Below are 18,765 nucleotides of genomic sequence, written 5' to 3'. Positions count from 1 at the left end.
TCCGTCATTAGTTTTTTGCAGGCAGAGGCTTGAAGACGCGGCCTTCCTTTTCGACCTCGCGGCGAATGCCGAGTTCCACGTCGTCAAGCCGTATTGTCCTGTCACCGCGCGCGGCCGCTTCGATGGCTGCAAATTGCGAGACATTGACGATCCCGCCTCCGGTCAACTCATATCCGTTGATCGCCTCGATCAGCGAGACACGCTCTTCCGGTGATCCACAATCCGGCAAGGCGCTGTCCCAGATCGCCTGCCGCTCGTCCGGTCCGGGTTCGGGAAAACGAATGATGGCGTTGAAGCGGCGCAAGAATGCCTCGTCGATATTGGCGCGCAGGTTCGAGGCGAGAATGCAGATCCCGTCAAAGTCTTCGACACGCTGCAGGAGATAGGAGACCTCCTGGTTGGCGTAGCGGTCATGACTGTCCTTGACGGCTGTCCGCTTGCCGAAAAGGGCATCTGCTTCATCGAAGAACAAAATCCAGGCGCGGCGGTGCGCCGACTGGAACAGAGCCGAGAGGTTCTTTTCCGTTTCGCCGACATATTTGGAAACGATGGTGGACAGATCCACGCGATAGACCTCCCGCCCCGTCGATCTGCCCAGCAGCGTTGCTGCAAAAGTCTTTCCGGTGCCTGACGCCCCGTGAAAAAGCGCCCGGTACCCGGGCCTCAAGCGGGCGCCAAACCCGAAATCCGTCAACAGCGACTTTTCGAACTGCGCCCAGCGCAGAAGCTCGTCCAGCTGTTCCCGCGTCGGCGCGGGCAGAACCAGGTCCTCCCAGGAGCGTTTGGTTTCGATCCGCCGTGCGGGGAAAGCCGCCGAGAAGGGTGGGGCCTCCATGGACCCTACCGTGAGCCGGTCCGCCCAATCTCGTGACATGACGATACGCCCCGCCAGCGCGGGCGCGCCCTCTTCCGGTGGCTCCAGGCGCAACAGTCCGGTCTCCGCAAACCAGTGTTCGGGACGAAAAAGCCGCTGAACTTCGAAGCGGCCCTGGATGTCATCGTCGGCCAGAAGATAGGCAGCCGTTTGGCCGGTTGGGATAAACGTCCGGGAGTCAGCATGGCGGCTGCCACCGATTTCCGGAAAATCGCCCTGTTTGTTCAGCGCATCGCGGATTTCCCGATCCAGGAGTGCCGGCTTTGCGTGCGGGGCGAGTGCAAGCAGCAAGGTTACGTATTCGGAAAAACTCGGCTGCCGGTCCCGGATAAGATTTCCCAGTTCCGACCCGTCATCGAAGAAATCAATCGAGATCTCACCGCCTGGTGCCAAATCCTTGCCACCAATCCGGGCGTGGACCAGTTTTGCGAGCAGATCCATGGCGACTTCGAGATTGGCCGTGTTGTCGGCAGCCAGATCAGCCGGATGCTTTGTCGGACGGTTCATAGCCGGATATCTCCCGCTGCCAACGCATTATAGGTGGCAGTCACGTAGTTCAGACGCTTGTCTGCGTGGTCTTGGCCGCCCTGCGCAATCAGACTGGCTTTTTCCTTGGTGTAGAGTTTCGAGCGCATGCTGGCCCTTGACGCAAACGTATTCCCGGCAAGATGCGTCGAGACGAAATAAGTGGTCACAACTCCATGGGGCGTAATGGCACCGACGAGCTGACTGGTGCCGCCCTGCTTAATACTGGGGACCTGCGCCGTCGCTGTCAGCGGCGGCTTTTCAGACATCGTGATCGTATCCTGTCCAAGCGTTTTCTTCTGCCGGAAGCTGTTCCCGTTCTTTTCCGACAGGCCCCATTTGACGCTAATGGACTTGGGGAATCTGTTGACCGGAGCAGCCCCGGACCAGAATGTCGCATCTGCCTTGTAGAACATGGACTCTTCGCTTTTTGCCATCTGCGATTTCGCTCCCGCCTCGACGCCCGTTGCCATTTTGGAGTTCATGGTCTTGGTAATCGGAACAAGGTTGCGGTTTTCACCTGGCCCATGAAGGTTGTCGTTAAGCAGGTGGCCACGTACCCACACGTGCTTGCGTTTGTTGTTCGGGTCCGTATCCAGCTTTACGGCATGCGACCACTCCGGACTTTGGGCCGATGATTTTGGCGCCGACCCTTTTGTGTTGCCCTCCAGCCGCGTCAGCGGAATGGCATAGGCCGATTTCGACGACCCGTCCGTGAACTTCACCTGCGTCTGGATGTCGTCCGCCGATCCCATGTCGGCGGTACGCATGGTCGCCGTCACCTTGTCGAGCGCGGCGCGGAACTTGACCTCTTCGGCAGTGATCTGCGATTTCGGAGCGTTTTTCGAAACGAGTTTCTGCAGCGCCGCTTCGTGCGTCAGAACAGTCTTGTACTGCTTTAGTGCTGTCTTGAAGATACCCTTTTGGGTGGCATCGCTGGTCTCGGCTATCTTCTTGTTCAAGAAAGTCTGGATCGGAGTTGGGGTCGACTCGATCCAAAGGTCTGCATTATTGCCCGTGCCCTTGTAGTAGAGCTTGTGCTGGCCGCCGTCCTTTGACTTGAACTCCCGCTTTGCCTTCCACCAATTGAGAACCGCGTCCTTGACCTTTTTCGCGCCCGCCTTGGTTTTGCCCCAGATCTTCTTGGCGAATGCCACGACCTTGTCGATCAGCGCATCGATCATCTTGTTGATCGGAGCGGTGATCTTTTGGATGACGCCCTGCACAGCTTCGCCGATGTTGCCGAGCCCAATCGCGGAAGCCACAAACGAAATCACAACCGGCAGCGAGCGCGCCATTGCATCTTCCACAGCCTTCGCCGCGGGCCCGAGGACACCGGCGGCGATGTTGGCGACGGCCGTATAGACGCTCATCACAAAGTCCTTGATGCGCGTGAAATTATCGATCAGCCAGAAGACGAGATCCGCCAGCAGTTTCAGTGCCTTCACAAGGGCCGACGCCGGATTCAGAAGGCTCAGAAGCCAGATGATGCCCTCCTTGATGACGTTGACGATCGCCCAGTTCTTGATGCCGTCGATCACCGTCTGCTTGAGACTGGCGAGCTTCGCCTTGATCTCTTCCCACAGGCCGCTGAAATCCTTGTCGACCAGCTTCTTGATCAGTGCGAAGCCATCTTCGACAAGATTGAAGATCTTGGCGGCATTCGGGAATTTCTTGATGATCCGTGCCTTGATGTTCTCGTAGGTCAGTCCGAGGATTTGCGCGACAAGGCTGAAAATACCCTTGATGTCCCACTTGGCAGGCAGGGTTATGGGCACCGTTGACAATGCACCGGTCAGCCATTGAATCGCCCCGGTCTTGAAGTGCTGGCCGAACCGTTCTGCGAAGCCGCGCACGCCCATGCCAACGGCTGTCATGACATTGTTGATGAATTTGCCCGGCGCCTTCAGGATCGCCATGAGCTGCGACTTGGCCCGGTCAAAGAAATCGAAGACCGGCTGCGGGTCGATGCCTGCGATCTCGCAGGCTGTTTCCACGGCAATCCGCGCGGCACCGGCGAAGTCGCCAGTCATAAGCGCACCGGCCATGCGGATTGCGCCCTTGAGACCGGCCTTGAACTTGTCGAGGATCTGGTTGAGCTTCTTGCCAAGCCAGTCGGCCGCGGCCTCCACTCCGGCGATTGCCCCGTCGGCAGCCGCGTTGACACCATCGACCGCCGTGTCGACAACCGCGTCGATGCCCTCGTTCATCTTCTTGGCGACATCCGGAAAGAAGGTCCCAACGGTTACGTCGATCAGACCCTTGGCAAATGTCCGGTAGCCTTCAAGCGCCAGAATTGCCGCTGCGCGCGCTGCATTGATCAGCCCGATGGCGAGGTCCTTGGCCGCATCGATGGCGGCTTTGACCAGCTTGCGCAGCCCCTCGAAGATAAGGTCGATCGCCTCGGTGATCTTGTTGATGGCGTCCTTGACGAAACTGACGGCGCGGTCGAGCAGGCCCTGTTTTTCCTTCTTGTCCTTCAGTTCCTTTTTCTTGTCAGCCGCCTTGGCCTCTTCATCCTTCTTGTGCTGGCGGGCCTTCTCCTCGCCTTTTTCAAGTTCCTTGTCGGCCTTGCCCTCTTCCGTTTTCACATTGTCGCGGATTTTCTTGGCATCGTCGGTCTCGCGCTTGCCTGCGTCGCCGGCGAATTTTGCAACCCCGTCGTATGCCTGGCCAATCGCCTCACCCTGTCGTCTGGCAACATCTCCGCGCCCGGCGACGACGGCCTGGCGCTGTTTGTCGTCCGCATCGATATTGGCTTTCTCGGCACGGCTTTCCGCTTCGGTGATTCTCGCATCCTGGTCCGCATCGCGCTTGGCGGCAGCAGCCACCGTTTCGGAACGCGCAGCTGCGACGTTGGCGTGGAGATCAGGCGCGATCTTGGCGTCGGCTGCATCGCGCACCTGCTGCGGCAACTCGGCCGATGCATAGTCCGCAGCGCCTTCATCGGGCGGCAGTTCGGCGATCGGCTCTGCCGGCTCCTTGGAGACGGGTGCGGTCTTCTTCTCATCCACCTTGCGTGGCTGAATATTCGACTGACCGGGGTGATTGCGGAATTCGGCGGTCTGCTTGTCACGCTCGCCGCGCAGTTTTTCGGTGCCCTCGGCACGTTGACGTCCCATCTGGCCGACATCCGCCTTGCCAGTCAGCGCAACGCGCTTGCGCGCTCCGGCATGGGTGTTCACGCTGTCGTCTGTCGTTCGGATACTGGCCATCAGATTGGTGAACTGGTTCTTCAACCAGCTCAGGAAACCACCTTCAGACTGTTTCTTGACCTTGTACCGCATCGTCCGGGTCGTCGGCGCCTTGCCCTTCTCCTGATAGGGGTCCGCTGCCAGGTCACCCGTTTCGGGTCCCTTGCCGTCAGCTCCCAGCGTCGTGTCCGCAGGGGTCGGGATGTCGCCCGCGGCAGTAATGTCCGGATTGATCTCGCCACCGGTTTTCGCTTCCAAGACCGGTGCCTCGTCGGCGGCTTTGGACTTTTCCGCATTGGCCTTTGCATCCAGCTTGCCTCCGACGACCGGTGCAGTGACCGCCATGCTGCTTGGCGATGAATCAAGAAAGGACGTCATCGCCTTGTCAGACGGTCCCTCGAGCGCGAGCGCCTCGACCTTTGCGGGCGGTTCCACGGAGGCATCCGGTTCCGGCGGCAGGTCGACACCGACTTCTTCTTCCGGCGGCTGCAGAACATCACCGGGAACAGGCGTCGGCTCTTCTTCTACAACTTCCGGAGCTGCCTCCACACCCGTTGCGGTCTCCTCCGGCGCGTCCTGGTCCTGCTCTGCGCCCTCACCATAACCGCCAATATCTTCCGATGCCCGGTCAGTGACGATCAGGGGAACTTCAGGCAACGACAGCTTTGCAACCGGATCGAAGAAATGGTCCCAGAGCCGGGCCGGAAGCCATTTTTCCTCGACCTGGCCACCAAGGTTGTCGTTTCCGGCTGTGTTGCCGTCGACCGTCCGGATCATGATGGAATCGAACGGCTTGCCGGCGGCCGTCTCGACACTTTCGACACCTGTCACAAGCGCCTGGTGATGGGTATGGGGTTTGACGCCCGGCCAGGTCTTGCGATAGGCGATGTCACCCTTTTGTGGCAGTTCGTTGGGCTGACGCACACCGACATGCGGAACGATGCTTACGCCCAGATTCCAGGGTGGGAGCGGCAGTCCTGCCTTGCGCAGATTGGACCATGCAAAGATACCGCACCAATGCGGCAATCCGTAAGGGTCCTTCATGATCGGTTTTTTGATCACTGTCGGATCGATCACGTCGCCGTCGAAGGCACCGCGGAAGATCTGAAGCAGGCGCTGCCAGCCGTAGCGGTTGCCTTCGGCATCCGTCGTCTTGGAATTGATCTTGCCGATATGTTCGCGCGCATACCCGATCGCCTTCAAGCTCTCAGGCCGCGACGCCACCTTGTCGCCTTCCGGCATGCGGGCCGTGGGTGCGTTGTCGCTCAGGTCAACGGCGCCCTGCTGCAGCGTGTGCGCCAACTCGTGAGCAATCAGATGGTCGCCGCGCTTGGTGCCGGGTGCAAACCGGTGGGGCGAGAAGAAGATATCCTTGCCCGAGGCAAAAGCCTTTGCGTTCAGCATCTTTGTCATCAGGGCCGCAGGCGTATCGGTGTGAATTCTAACGCCAGACAAGTCCGCGCCGATCGCAGCTTCCATCTTCCGCCTGACGGGTTCTGACAGCGGATTGCCCCGTCCTCTTGCTGCCCGCAACTGGCGTTCGACGATCCCCATTCTAACCGCCCGCGCGGAAGGCGGAGGCGCCTCACCGCGCATCTGCACTTCTTCTTCCTCCTCGCTGCGCTGCGCGTCTTCTTCGGTCGCCCTTTGAGCTTCTTCGTCCATCGAGGCCTGAACCTCTTCCTCCCCTGAGAGCTGTGCCTCTTCAGGTTCGGCCTGAGCCTCTTCTTCCTCGGCGAGCTGGGCCTTCTCGGGGGCGGTCTGGGCTTCTTCTTCCTCGGCGAGCTGCGTCTCTTCAGGCTCTGTCTGGGCCTCCTCTTCTTCTGACGTCTGGACTTCCTCTTCCGGTGCTTTCTGCAGCTCTCCTTCCTCAGCCATCTGCACCGGCTCGTCCTCGACGGTTGGACAGTCGGGCCGCAGAACCGGTTCGTGTTCCTCATATTGCGGATCGCTGGCGCGTTCATGCACTGAGCGGGCGGCGTCATTATCTGCAGAACGGCGCGACACCGGCGTCAAATGCGCGGCAACGGGTCCACCTCCGCTCATGGGACCTCTGTTGTGAACGACTGCATCGGCGGCACTGTCTGCTTCACGCTCGTGGCGGTCGCCCGGGCGCGAAACATTCAGTTTGGTCTGGATCGCGGGCCCGCTGAAAAACGGCCCCTGCCGTCCGGAGGCGCGACCGGTTTCGGTCTTTGCTGGCATCCGGGCTGCAGTCTTCATATCCACGCCACCTTCAAGGGTGCAGGCAACCAGGGCAAACTGATCAGGCTGAGGGCCCAGGGAAGTCGATCGAGAAGAATGTCGACCCCCCTGCGCTCAACAGTGATCGTCAGGGCATCAGCAGCCCCCGTCAGCACTCCGTTCCGCTGCAGGAACGTTTCGCGAATGCCGTCAGGTGTGGCGTGACCGATGCCATCCCACGCGTCGATCGCAGCCGACAGCATGCGCTCACCTTCTGCAATCTGTTCAGGATCGAGCTCCGAAAGAGGCAGCACGGGCTGATCATCTGGAACCGCGCACAGAAGGCGCGGTATGACGAGGTCCGGCTCCTCGTGGCCGGTCTTTCCGGTGGCGATGACATGCAGGAGCCGGGCTGCGGTAGCCCGCGCCTCCGGCGCAACAAACAGGCGGTTACGCATCAGACCAATCCCCTCAAAGTAGGGGCGCAAGAACGGATGCAGCAACACCAGACCGGCGTTTTTGCAAGGAAGGCCGCCCGGTGCAGAGTGCGGGTCCACAGTATCTGCCGGTTCCTCGTTTTGCGCGCCCGGTTCACTTTGCACGGGATGCCTGGCGTCAAGTTCCAACTCGAGCTCCGCGACAACGCGCGTAAGCAAGCCGGACTGTTCACCCGTTCCCGGCAACGCGGGCTCGGAGCTGGAAAAGAACCCGAATTCCGGCAAGTCTCGCACGCTTGGCAAAGCCTCGCTCAACAGGGCGCTGGCCATCTCCCTCGGCGCCGTTGCTACAAAGCGGAGCAGGACAGCCCGGCGCAGGGATGTGCTCGCCGACTGAAAAAGCTGTTTGAAAGCCTCGACGGTCCCCTGCGTGATATCGATGGCTGCATAGAGTGCGGCGACGTCCGGGAAGGTCGCCGCCGGGCTAAGTCTGCCGGTCGCAAGATAAGTCATCAGGACTTCGGCTGCGGATCGCGACAACATGATCCGGTAGGCCTGCCGCGCACCGATCGCGCCCGCATGGATTTCAGATTTGGGTGGCGCCGGCAGATCCGTGCGGCGAACCGCCTGAATGGCGGCACGGCGGAGCGCTTCTCGTGTTGCTGAAATCAGATGCGACAGATCGAAGTCGTCTGCCGCAAACACGCCGAGGTCCACTTCGAGACGGTCGATCACCAGCAACTCGTCTTCTGGCAGGAACCCGCTCAAAGCAGCGTCGAGCGCTTCTTCAAGCTCTCCCGTGCCCGCGGCCTCAAGCCGCGTGCGCCACTGCAAGAGCCCCGCCTGGTCCGGTCCTGAAATGCGGAAACAGGCGCGGCCTATCCGGTGTGTCTCACCGGACATCCGTCACCCCCTTCGTTTCGTGACCAGGAGCGTGAGCTCATGCTCCTCGCCCGGATCGAGATGCAGCGTGGTCATGACGCCCTGAAGATCCGGCGAAGCGGCTCCGACTGCCAGCATGCCCGCGCGGACCGGGATTTCGAACTTGCCGTCCTCGGTCGGAACGCGGCGGGTCGGTGCGCCTGCTTCCGAGAGAATGACTTCGGTTTCGGGAACCGGGTCCGGATTGCGATCGCCGTCCTGTATCACGACGCCTCGCAAAATGGCGCGCGCACGATCGGGCGGCGGTTCGTCCCGCACACCATCATCATCGCGGTCCGTGTCGGGCACAACAAAGTCTCCCGGGTTCCAGATGATGCCGCCCGGCGACCTGAGGTCGTTGACGATTGGCTGATCGATCAGCGAAACAATGTCGTCTGGTCCACCGCGGCCTGGCTCGTCGTCGTCAAAGGGCGGAAGGCCCATCGGCCCCGGGTTGCCGTTCGGGTCGAACGGATTGGCGGAAAAGCGGCGGCGAAGATAAAGGTCCGAACAGTCCGTGTCGCAGCAATGGTAAGGCAGGCAGAAGTCTGCAAGCACGACAAACCGGTCGAGCGGATCCCGGGTGGCGAAGGCATGCGCCGACCCCACCGCCGACAAGGCTCCGTCGATCGCATTGTCGTCAGTGTTCCTGTCTTCGTCCAGCCGCCTGATCGGGTCGATCGTGACCCGGTCGATCGGACGCGCCTGAGCAAGAAGCGCATCGATGGAGCAATAGGCAAGAACCAGTGTGCCGCCGACATTCACGCCCGCATGGTGTTCCAAACCGGGGTGCCGCCGTGCATAGCCGGAGAGTGTCAGCTCAGACAGCAGGCGCTGCAGCGCAGCGGTCAGTTCCGAATTGATATTGACCGCAGAAAAGGCGCTGCTCTGCGAGGCGACAAGCCCTGCAGAAGCAACCACACGCGCCTGATTCTGACGCGCTTCCGGGTCTTCGAGCGGCGCTGCCCGGAACGTCTGCGCGTAGTTGACATAGGCCTGCGAAAAGCCGCGATAAAGGCGTCCGAACTCCTCGACCTGGAACTCCGCAAGACTGTCGACGGACAGCATGTTCATCAGTCCGACACCCTGCGACGCCAGGCTGATTGGCGCATAGGCAGCCAGGACATCGACATCGTCGCCGCCTTGGGCGACAACCGCCCGGCGGGTCCTGTCAAAGAGATTGCCGCCCCCGCCGGGGTCGCCCACCTGTCTGAAGAGCGCTCCGGTCGTTCCGGCCTGTTCCTTGCCGGCGACACGTGTCAGCACCTCGTCAACACTAAAGGGACGCGAGATGATTTCGGAGCGCAAGACATCCGAACGTGCTCGGAGCGCTTCCGTTTCCTTCGGGTCGAGATCAAGTGCAAAGCGCGACGCCGTGGCGACCTCGAACAGACCACCGCCAGCAGCAACGCCATCCGTGAAGTCCCGCCCGGTGAAATCGTCGCCCCGCCTCATGACGGCCCCTGGTGTGACCGGCTGCTGCCAGAGACGCTGAAGCAACAGGACAATGAAGGCAAAGATCGCCCGGATAACGAGCATGAAGATGATGTCGATATCGCTCATCCGGCAGAGGAACAACTGGCGTGCGGCCTGCAGCATCTGCTGACGTGCAACCTCGTCAAGCTGGTTGCCTGCTGCGTCATCCGTTCCAAGGGTCAGTGGCATGAAGACAGGTTCAATCGAAAAGGACAGGCCAAGCTGCTGCTTCCACCCGGCAAGCTGTGCCATGGCCGAGCCGAGCGGTTTGCCGACGATGCCTTCCACGCGAATGAAATCCTGATCGTCCAGGCGGAAATGGAGCGGATGGGAATCCGTCGGCGCACTGAACTGGTAGGAATAAACCGTGTTCAGAAGGCGCGTCCGCGTCTTTGCGTAGCTCCAGTTCGTATGAAGGTCCGATCCGGGCTGAAACGCATAGTAAAACGGAATGGCCCGTGCACTGAGTGGAGCATCCCAGGTCTTGCTGGGGGTCAAGCGGATCGGAGCCTGCACGCGCGATGTCGTACGGTAGGTAAGAGCCAGGAGATGCATCCGCTGGAACAAGGACCGCACTTCCTCCAGACGAGGACCGTGCGTGTGGGCGGGTGAGGCAATGAAATGTGTCCGGCGCGCAGCAACCCTGGGTCTGAGGCCCGCGCCGGTGCTGGCGGTGTGAGGGTTCCAGGCAATCACGTCCTGTGCTGTTGGAAAATCTGTTGTGAAGGCGTCCGGCTTGTCCGTGGCGTCGCCGAGAAAAACATGTCGCGGAAACCGGCCCGGGTTCGGCAGACATTCCTGTTCGAACCTCGCCGCCGCCTCGACGAATTCATTGTAGGCCATGACGACATCACGCATATAGTCGTACATGTATTGCACCATGAAAATGTTTAGAGCGAGCTGGCCCCAGACATTCGAAAAATAGGTGCTTGGAAAAACTTCCTCGTTCTCGTCGTACATATCCGCGACGAGATAGCCGTACGCGTCATAGGCGTCGCGCAGCGCGGACGGCAGGTGCTGGCTAAGCTTCAGCGCAATGCCGACGATGCGCAGGATGAGAGCGGCAAAATTGTCCGTACCGGTCGCCGCGATCTTGAGCTTTTCAAGGCGCAGATGAACGAGTTCGTTCATCGGATGAGATGCGCGGTCGACGGGTCTTTCGGCAATCTCTTCTTCCTGGGAAAGGATCGCGTCGGCCTGGTCGCGCGTGAGCAACAACCGACGCACCGTGAAGCGCCACTCGGCGCCTTTGTCGGAGCAGTCGTTGACGTCGCAACTCTTGAGCGATTCCAGACGGGTCTCCAGAAAAAGCATCACGGTCTTGTCTGCCAGGAAGGCAGCCGTCAACGCTTGGGGATCGTCTTCGCCGGGAGCGGGTTCGAAATCGGTATCGATGAGTTCGAAGAGTGGGATCTGCTCGTCATTGCCGTCGAAGAAGAACGGATAGCGTTCTTCTTCAAGCTGGTCTTGTGTGACCTCCTCCGCATCGGAAACCGGCAATTCGTAAGGCCGGAACCGGTCGTAGCTCTGTGCTTCATCGGCAATCAGATACCCTTCCGAAGTCACCGCGACACCCTTCGAGATGTGGACCAGAGGCCCTTCTGCGTCGACGTCGAAACCGCAGACCACTCCGATCCCTGAAAGGGTCCGACGGCTCAACCGGTCCTGGCCTTCAAGGTAGGAGACAAGATCGTTGAGCGCCCGGGCGCCCAGAACCTGGCCGGAAACGAAATGTGCAAAGGCATGGTCGTTCATTCTGTCTCTCCCTCAGAAATATCCGAGATTGGTCTCGTCCAGCCGGACGATGTTTTCGTCGCCACCATCGTCGCAGTCGTGCAATGTGGCCGGCGGATAGATGGTGCGCAGATTGTCGAGAACGTTGATCAGTTCCGCCGCCGCACCGGCGAGCGCGGCCTCGTCGCGGGGCCATTCGGCCAGCGCCTCACGCCACGCACGATGCGCGCCATCGAGCGCAGCCATATCCTGATTGTCGACCCAGCAGATCCGCGGATGGATATGGGCCGGGCATTCCTCGCGGATAACCCGTTCGGCAAAGCGCCGGAAATGGAGGTCTCGAAACCGTTCGGGCCAGTAGGGCAGCACCACCGAAATCCGGAAGGAGTATGGGTCTTCCTCTCCGCAGAAATCGCACTCTTCGCTCAGGCAGACGTTCATCAGGGCATCGCCAGGAGCGCGCGGGCGCAGCAGAATGTGCTCGATCAGATGCATGCCTTCGCTGTCGCAAAGATCCTGCTGAAGAACCTGGTTGTGGTGAAACAGCAAACGCCGGGCCGCATCGGAGGCCTCGTGCGGATCCGGGAAAGTTCCCTGCTGGGTCAGCACCGCTCCACCACCTTCCAGACGCAGAACGACAGCACCCTCGCCCGCACTGTCGTCGATCACATAGGTGGTTTCGTCGGCCATCAGAAATTCGAGCGGCCGCGCCGCATCAAGTGCAGCACCAACGGACGCAAAGGTTTCTTCAGACGAGAACAGAACCTCGTCATCCTCGGTCGCGATCGTGACCCGAAAGCTGCCGCCGTCATCTTCGGCTGAAAACAGGACATCGAATACCTGACCGCAGTGAAGGTCATGGCGGCTGAAGTCGGAGATCCCCAGCAGGCGTGCAGCCCGCCTTTCCAGGCCGGAGATGTTTTCGCTGTCCCAGATCTCGGTTGGGTCTTCGGGCATCTGGTTGAAGCCCTTGCTCCGCTCCCGACTGACGAGGGGATAGTCGGCAAGGAAATCGCAGCGCTCGTCGAGCAGTTCCCGCGCCGTCATCAACCGATCGCCGGAGAGCTGGAACGAAATCAGCGCGTAGTCCGCGAACCGCTCGGCGAAACGGGCGATCAGGTGATTGAGCGCCCGAGCCCTGCGATCCAGAAATGCTTCTTCCGTCTCGTTGAGCCTTACCCGGAAAATGTCGTTGGCCAGGGCAGTCGGATCGGTGAAAAACTCACTTTCGAAATCAGACCTCAGACCCGGAAGGAAGGAAAGGTATGGCGGGAACCATGTTTGCTCGAGCGACTTGTCGGGCGAAAGGATGCGTCTGGCTGCCGCCAATTGCCCGAGATAATCGGCGAGAACCTGGTCAAAGAACGTCAGATAGGCTTTTAGCTGTCTGGCCTGCGCAACCCGTTCGACCGAGGCGTCAGGTGGCAGCCCGAATCGGTCCGTGTTGTAGTTTCTCGGCAGATCGTTTTGAAGCGTCGGGATCTGATCGAGATTGCGCCAGCGTCCTCTGACAGGTGGCAGGACCTGGTCGGGTGGCACATAAAGCTCTGCCTGTGACAGCGCGCGCAAATGCTCCAGGGTGCGTTCAAGTTCCGTAGGCTGGGCGCGGTAGGGCAGTTCGTTCTTGTAGAGCGTCAGCTTGGTCCCGGAAAAGAACAGTACCGGCTGATGGCCCGCTGGCACCTCGAGCGTCCAGTGTTCCGTATCGCCAATCGGAACGCCTTGCAGATCGTAAGCGCGCAACGTGAGGTCCCTGACCGCGACGACGCCCTCCAGGTCCACGATGATGTTGATCAGGTCGGAGACGTGAACCCTGCGCCGCAATTCACACGCGGCCAGATCCTCATCCGAAATGAAGCCGGGTTTTGTAAAAATCGGTCGGCCTTCGACCTCAAAGTCGAAATCGATATAGGGTCCGTTGAAGATTTCGTCCGCGGGAACACCGTCAGCCAGAAGCGCATCAAGTGTCCGGAAGACCGGCGGTGGATTTAGATAGAGTTCGACCGCATGAAGGATCCGCGCCTCGACTTCCTCCAGATCGGCGTCAGGCGTCACATCGACGTCGGCGCACAAACCGACCCGATATGGGGCGACACTTTCAATTGAAAGATAATCCTCGCAGAGCGGTCGGTGGGCGTGAAGGACCCGGCGGACCGCAGTCAGGGCACGGCGGCGCGCCTCGCGCTTGCGCAGGAACAAGCCGGCCGGCCCGTCCGGGCCCGCTTCTTCCAGGGCGTCCTGAAGATCACCGGCTGTCACAACAACAGGATCTGCCGTTGGTCGGGGCCGATCCTCCAGAACCGTGATCTCCAGGCCGGTGAGAGACGCGATCGTGTTGCCGCCCTGATCGACGTCAAGATCAGCGCCGAACTCGATCCCGTTGCCCGCATCCGTGACATTGCTGGCAGTCACCTGGTCCGGATCGAACGGATCGGGCAGAACGTCGTGTTCGAAGGGCAGCGTCGTGTCGTCCGGAAGGTTCAGCGCAATGACCACGCCCTTGAGAGGACCGGAGCGCAGGGTGATCTCGAGTGCAGCTTCATTCAGCGACCCGAGCACATCATCCACCGGAAGCTCGACCAGCACCCGGTAAAGCCCGCTCAATTTGACGGGGTGGTTGTCTTTCCCGTCCACATTGAGCGGATCGTGCGACAAGGCATCGGCGAGGCAGTCGGCAAAAACCGGTGTCTCGGAGAGACGATAACTGTCGGGCTGATCCGGATTGGTCATCGGATCCAGCCAGACATTGCGAACACCTTCGATCCGGATCAGGAGGCGTCGGTGGTCGTTGATCGTGACGGGAGACGTTGTCAGGATTTCGTGTGCCGGGAACAGGCCTGTCTCTGATGCGGGTCCAATTGATCCGCCCGGTTTGGTCACCAGATCGGACATGGGGAAGGCCGTGCGGTAGCTGAGATCGGTGATCGCATAGGCCATCGCCTCGAGCATGGTGATGCCCGGGTCCGGACTGTTGTGGTTGCTCCAGATCTCGCCGCACAGCGCTGTAATGCGCTCGATCCCGAGGCGGCGGAGTGCATCGTAGTCCTGTGCGCCGGTCGGCTTGAAACCCTGCAGAATGAAGAGATCGTCAGCCATCACACCAGTCCGATCGTATGGGTTCGCGCCGAGACAAGAACCGAGCGGGCCGTCGTGGCCTGGATGATTTCAAGGTCGATTTGCGGCACCGGCCCCTCCGGATCAGGCCGGTGAAACAGCTTCACGTCTTCCAGGTAGTCGACGAAGGGCAATTCCTCAACAAAATCGATGACCGTCGACTTGTAGACCCGCCCACCGAATTCGACACCGCGCGCTCCCCGCTCCGTCCACGGTGTCAGGTGTCCGATCAGGGCAGTCTCAATTTCCTTGCGGTAAAAGTCCGTGTCCGCGATACCGTCCCGGAACGCGACATTCAGTGTGACGTGGATTTCCTCGAATTTCGGATTTGCCGTTTCGAGCCTGACGAACGGCGAACAGCGGCTTGAGAGGTGCGAATGAAGGTCGCGCAGGGTGGCCTGATCGGAATAGGGACGCAGCGGATCGCGCAAATCCGTGCCGAACGTGTAGGGGACCGCGACAAAGGTGACTGCCCCTGGTGCGATCTCGTTGTCGCCGACGACTTTGCCGGACTGACGTTTCAGCTCCGTGTGATTGAGGCACTTGGCCCGGTAGACGCGGGGCAGCGCCTCGAGCGCCAGATGTTCATAGTCCCACATGGTAACGGCCCGGTCCTTGTGGCGGAGCCGTTCGGAGACGCGCCGACGGAACGCGTCGGGACCTTCGAGACCCCGGCCACCAAAACTGGCAAAGGGTTGATCGAACCCCTTGACGGCCGGGTCCGGTCGCAAAAGTTTGCTGATTGTCCCGGGTGGTAAGGGGTTTTCAAGAAAAGCAGGATCGTTGTCCTGATCGGCAAATGTCGCTTGAAGCCCCTGCGCGGCAACGAGATGCACCCGGTTGACTGCGTCGGCGTTGGCAGGCGCTGCGATCCTGAACCAGTGCAGACCGGTCGGCATGTGCGGTGCCGACGTCGCTGCCGCAAGCGGGACCGCAAAAGACATCAGCCCGGACCCGGCTAGATCGCCGGTTCGGTCGATAACCTCTTGCGCCTTGAAGCTTTTCCAGCCCTCTTCACTTAGCCAGGCATGTTCAAGTTCCGGCAGTTCAAGCAGCGGGTTACCTGTTCCGTCTGCGACCTGTATGAGGAGAGAAAGCGTTTCCGGCGGGTCGAGAGCTTCAACACCGATGAAGAGAGCCCCTTCGAACGGCAGGTCAGGCAGGATGGCGCCCTTTCCCTTGGCCGGTTCAATACCAAACGGATGCAGCCGCCAGACCGCTTCGGCGACAACGTTCTTCGCCTCGTAATCAAGCGAAATCTCGGCGACTTCAGGCGTATATGGCGGATCCGGAATTCCGGATGATGGCGTGAGCGCCTGGAACCCGGGCGTGAAGCCGGGCAAAATCTCGATGCCGAAGGTTTCCTGCGGGTTGGTGTTTACAGGTTCCGCCTTGGTCCCGCCGCCGCTGGCGAGGTCGATCAACGCGAGCGTCTTGGCGTCGAGGTACCGGTCGTGACCGAAGTCCCGGTTGAGTGTCATGCGCATGAAGCCTGAGCGCTGCGTGGCATCAAAAAGCGGATCTTCAAGTAAAAGCGCGGCATCCATGGCCGCTTCCCCCGGCTCAATGGCCGCGATCGGTCTGGTCCCCGTGCCGCCAAGATCCAGGAAAGCCGCCTTCGTGTCGCCGCTCTTCCATTTGCCCCCGCCCAGATAGTCAAAGGTGACCTGATAGGCACCGGCCTCCTGGTTGTCGAAGAACTGCCCTTTTACATATGGTTCCGCCCACTTCACGTTGAGCGTCAGATCTTTCAGCTGGCGGCTGAAGACCTCGCTGGACCCGATAATCCAATTGGCATCCTTGCGGGGCTGGGCACCGAACGGCGTGAAGACGGCGGAGGGGTCGGCGACCCCATCGTCGGTCCGCACGCTCATCTGCCGCAATCCTGTGGCTTTGGTCTGGACTTCCACACTGTTGCGGCTGGCACTCCGAAACACCGCCATCGCTCTGGAAGCCGCCTTTTGGTCTCCCTCCCAGTCGAGCAGAAGTTCAACGACCGGAAGTCCAACAGGATAAGAGGCCTCGTGCACCTCCGGATCGTGCGGAACGATCGCTGGATGCGCACCGCCAAGTGTCAGTTTGAAGATGGCCTGGCCCTTGGTGATCGACACCTTGAGATGAGCGGCGTTTGAAAGCTCCAGCCAGCCATCTTCCGTCGTCAGGCGCGCCTTGAAGCCCTTCAAGGAGGCAACCGAACCCGAGAGAGACGTCTTGAACCTGATGGTCGCCGTGCGGCTTCCCTCGCGCAGGAAAAGCTGGCGGTCGGCGACGGCAAACCCGATGCGGGCAAAGGGAGCCGGCTCGGGTCCGAAAGGTGCAAAGTGAGGGGCGTCTTCGGCAAGTTCCGCCCCCAACCCGTCGGCCGATGCAGTAACGGGAGACGCGAGAACGGTGACACTTTCCTTGCCGCCCGACGTTTTGGTTTCAACGCGAACCGACTTCAGGTCCGCGACCAGCGCCCGGTTGGCGACGAAATCCTCGTTGAGTGTATAGACAACTTCCTTGCCACGACCGTCCTTGCCGGCCCGGACCGGTGTGCCGGCAGGCAGCAGATGAGCCTCGGTTCCCCGTGCGAGCTTCACAAGCAGGTGCACGTGATCCGGCTGGGGTGCCTTGCGGGCAAGGCGCAGGACTTCCTGATAGTAAAAGTCCATGTGCCGGCCGGTGAAGTCGTTGAGCTCCAGCCTTGCCTGGTCGTAAAGCGACAGAAAAGCCAGCCACAGACCGTAATGCGGCGTGTGTCCGGCGAAGGCTTCAAGGCTTTCCTTTAGCTGTGCCTCGGCTTCCTTGCGGGCGCGCGCAAGCGCCTGAAAGATACGCTCCATGCTTGAGACGAGAAGATTGTAGTTCAGCGCATCATAGATCTGCGCATAGGTGTCGGCGCCGTCGAGATAGGGCGAGGGGTCAGGACTTTGCGCATCGTAAAAGTCGGTCCAACCCGTCGGCGCAAAACCGCTGACGACATGGACCGGAAGCGAGGTGACCTCAAACGCCTCCCCGTTAAAGATGATGTCGCGCACGTCGTCGGCGATCTGTGGCCCGGCGCCGGGATTGTCGGAGGTATTGAGATTGGACTTGCTGAGCGCACTTGCAAGGACCACGCCTTCGTCGACGCCCCCCTGATGATACCTGGCGAGATCCGCCAGGCGGGGCGCGATGCTTTGCTCTATCAGGCGAACTATCTGGCGGCGGAACGGGTGTTCGGAACCGAGCGGAGACAGGCGAAGCGTCAGTTCCTGCAAGAGCGCGACCGGCAGATGAAAGACCAGCCCGAAATGCGCACGAAGCTGCGCGACCGGTCTGGACGGGTCGTCTTCCAGAAAACCTTGCGCGTCGCTGAGCGCGCGGCGGAACGGATCGACCGGCAGTCGGGCAATCGATGCCAGCACAGCCGAAATGTCACTGTCGAAAAAGCCCGACCAGTCGCCAGCCTGAGCGCCATCCTTTGCGTAGAACTTCATATGCCGGGCAAACTTGCGCCCGAACTGGATCAGGTCCGCGGCATCCCGCTCATCGAGCTGGAAGTGATCGGCCCGACGCTCGGCGATGTCCCGATCCGGCTGGGCGGTGCCGGTTCGTGAAAGCGGGCCACGGCGGTCGCACGTGCTCATAGCGCAGCCTCCAGCTCATAAGGTAAAACAAGACTGAAGCGCGACTTCGCACCCCGGATCTCGTAGTCCAATGATATCTCCAGGATGCCTTCCGCCTGGCGCGCCTCGACGGCGACGCGCTTCGCTTCGACCCGCGGTTCGTGCAGCAAAATCGCGCGGCGGATCACCGTTTCGATCATCGTCAGGCGAGTGGAGTTCATCGGGCCAAAAATCTCTTCTTTGATCCGGCAACCGAAGTCCGGACGCATGACCCGTTCACCGAGCGTCGTGGTCAGAATGATCCGCAGGCTTTCGCGGATGTTCTGCACGCCATCGGTCATTTGCACCGCGCCGTTTTCAAATGTTGGCGGGAAACTCCAGCCGGTCCCGATGAAACGGTCCTCGACAGCCATCGCTCACCCTCCGATCCTGACCGTTGGAAGGCCCGCAGCAATCAGACCGCCATGCGCTGTCGGGTCACCCTGACGCGCAGCGGGGCGGCCACCAATCCGGACAGTTGTCGATCCCTTGAGAATGGTATCGGGTGGACCGACACAGGTCGCAATGTCTCCCTGGACAGCCGCCGGAAGCCCGCCAATCCGCACCAGCGGCACACCCGGCCCGGTGATCGGTCCGCCAACATGGGGAACCGGCACGACGGCAGGCGTCTGCATCGGGCAGGAATGGAAGTCGCTGATCCGGGCAGCCGGTGGCAT

General features: G+C 60.7%; 8 protein-coding genes. All 8 read right to left on the bottom strand.

Annotated elements, in window-relative coordinates; translation table 11 throughout:
- Positions 1-7: 7 nt before the first annotated feature.
- The 8 genes from RBB47_RS27245 to RBB47_RS27210 are packed head-to-tail and all read right to left on the bottom strand — an operon-like array spanning position 8 to position 18,765.
- Positions 8-1,381, bottom strand: coding sequence for an ATP-binding protein (locus RBB47_RS27245; RefSeq protein ID WP_305989076.1), 1,374 nt, complete (start codon positions 1,379-1,381; stop codon positions 8-10).
- Entirely contained in the window at positions 1,378-6,816 is a 5,439-nt protein-coding gene (locus RBB47_RS27240) for a DUF4157 domain-containing protein (protein ID WP_305989075.1), read from the bottom strand. The genes RBB47_RS27245 and RBB47_RS27240 overlap by 4 nt, the downstream gene beginning before the upstream one ends.
- The gene (locus RBB47_RS27235) at positions 6,813-8,117 is read right to left on the bottom strand and encodes a contractile injection system tape measure protein (protein WP_305989074.1); all 1,305 of its coding nucleotides are present in this window, start codon (positions 8,115-8,117) and stop codon (positions 6,813-6,815) included. Before RBB47_RS27235 ends, RBB47_RS27240 begins: the two co-directional genes overlap by 4 nt.
- A gap of 3 nt (positions 8,118-8,120) precedes the next feature.
- Positions 8,121-11,366 carry a hypothetical protein gene (locus RBB47_RS27230; protein ID WP_305989073.1) on the bottom strand — a complete coding sequence of 1,082 codons (3,246 nt, stop codon included), beginning with the start codon at positions 11,364-11,366 and terminating at the stop codon, positions 8,121-8,123.
- 12 nt (positions 11,367-11,378) lie between these two features.
- Positions 11,379-14,441 (bottom strand): hypothetical protein, encoded by a 3,063-nt coding sequence (locus RBB47_RS27225; RefSeq protein WP_305989072.1) that lies wholly within the window; start codon positions 14,439-14,441, stop codon positions 11,379-11,381.
- On the bottom strand, positions 14,441-18,070 hold the full coding sequence (locus RBB47_RS27220) for a baseplate J/gp47 family protein (RefSeq protein ID WP_305989071.1): 3,630 nt from the start codon (positions 18,068-18,070) through the stop codon (positions 14,441-14,443). Before RBB47_RS27220 ends, RBB47_RS27225 begins: the two co-directional genes overlap by 1 nt.
- Positions 18,067-18,462, bottom strand: coding sequence for a GPW/gp25 family protein (locus RBB47_RS27215; protein ID WP_305989070.1), 396 nt, complete (start codon positions 18,460-18,462; stop codon positions 18,067-18,069). Before RBB47_RS27215 ends, RBB47_RS27220 begins: the two co-directional genes overlap by 4 nt.
- A 3-nt stretch (positions 18,463-18,465) precedes the next feature.
- Positions 18,466-18,765, bottom strand: a complete 300-nt coding sequence (locus tag RBB47_RS27210) for a PAAR domain-containing protein (protein ID WP_305989069.1) — start codon at positions 18,763-18,765, stop codon at positions 18,466-18,468.

The sequence above is a fragment of the Roseibium sp. MMSF_3544 genome, assembly GCF_030732845.1.
Lineage (GTDB): Bacteria > Pseudomonadota > Alphaproteobacteria > Rhizobiales > Stappiaceae > Roseibium.
The sequence above is the reverse complement of the archived record's forward strand: the minus strand, read 5'-3'. Positions and strand labels throughout refer to the sequence as shown.

What these genes read in the sequence shown, in the direction of transcription:
- RBB47_RS27245 (WP_305989076.1), bottom strand. Translation starts at nt 1,381, where the DNA reads ATGAACCGTCCGACAAAGCATCCGGCTGATCTGGCTGCCGACAACACG.
- RBB47_RS27240 (WP_305989075.1), bottom strand. Translation starts at nt 6,816, where the DNA reads ATGAAGACTGCAGCCCGGATGCCAGCAAAGACCGAAACCGGTCGCGCC.
- RBB47_RS27235 (WP_305989074.1), bottom strand. Translation starts at nt 8,117, where the DNA reads ATGTCCGGTGAGACACACCGGATAGGCCGCGCCTGTTTCCGCATTTCA.
- RBB47_RS27230 (WP_305989073.1), bottom strand. Translation starts at nt 11,366, where the DNA reads ATGAACGACCATGCCTTTGCACATTTCGTTTCCGGCCAGGTTCTGGGC.
- RBB47_RS27225 (WP_305989072.1), bottom strand. Translation starts at nt 14,441, where the DNA reads ATGGCTGACGATCTCTTCATTCTGCAGGGTTTCAAGCCGACCGGCGCA.
- RBB47_RS27220 (WP_305989071.1), bottom strand. Translation starts at nt 18,070, where the DNA reads ATGAGCACGTGCGACCGCCGTGGCCCGCTTTCACGAACCGGCACCGCC.
- RBB47_RS27215 (WP_305989070.1), bottom strand. Translation starts at nt 18,462, where the DNA reads ATGGCTGTCGAGGACCGTTTCATCGGGACCGGCTGGAGTTTCCCGCCA.
- RBB47_RS27210 (WP_305989069.1), bottom strand. Translation starts at nt 18,765, where the DNA reads ATGCCACCGGCTGCCCGGATCAGCGACTTCCATTCCTGCCCGATGCAG.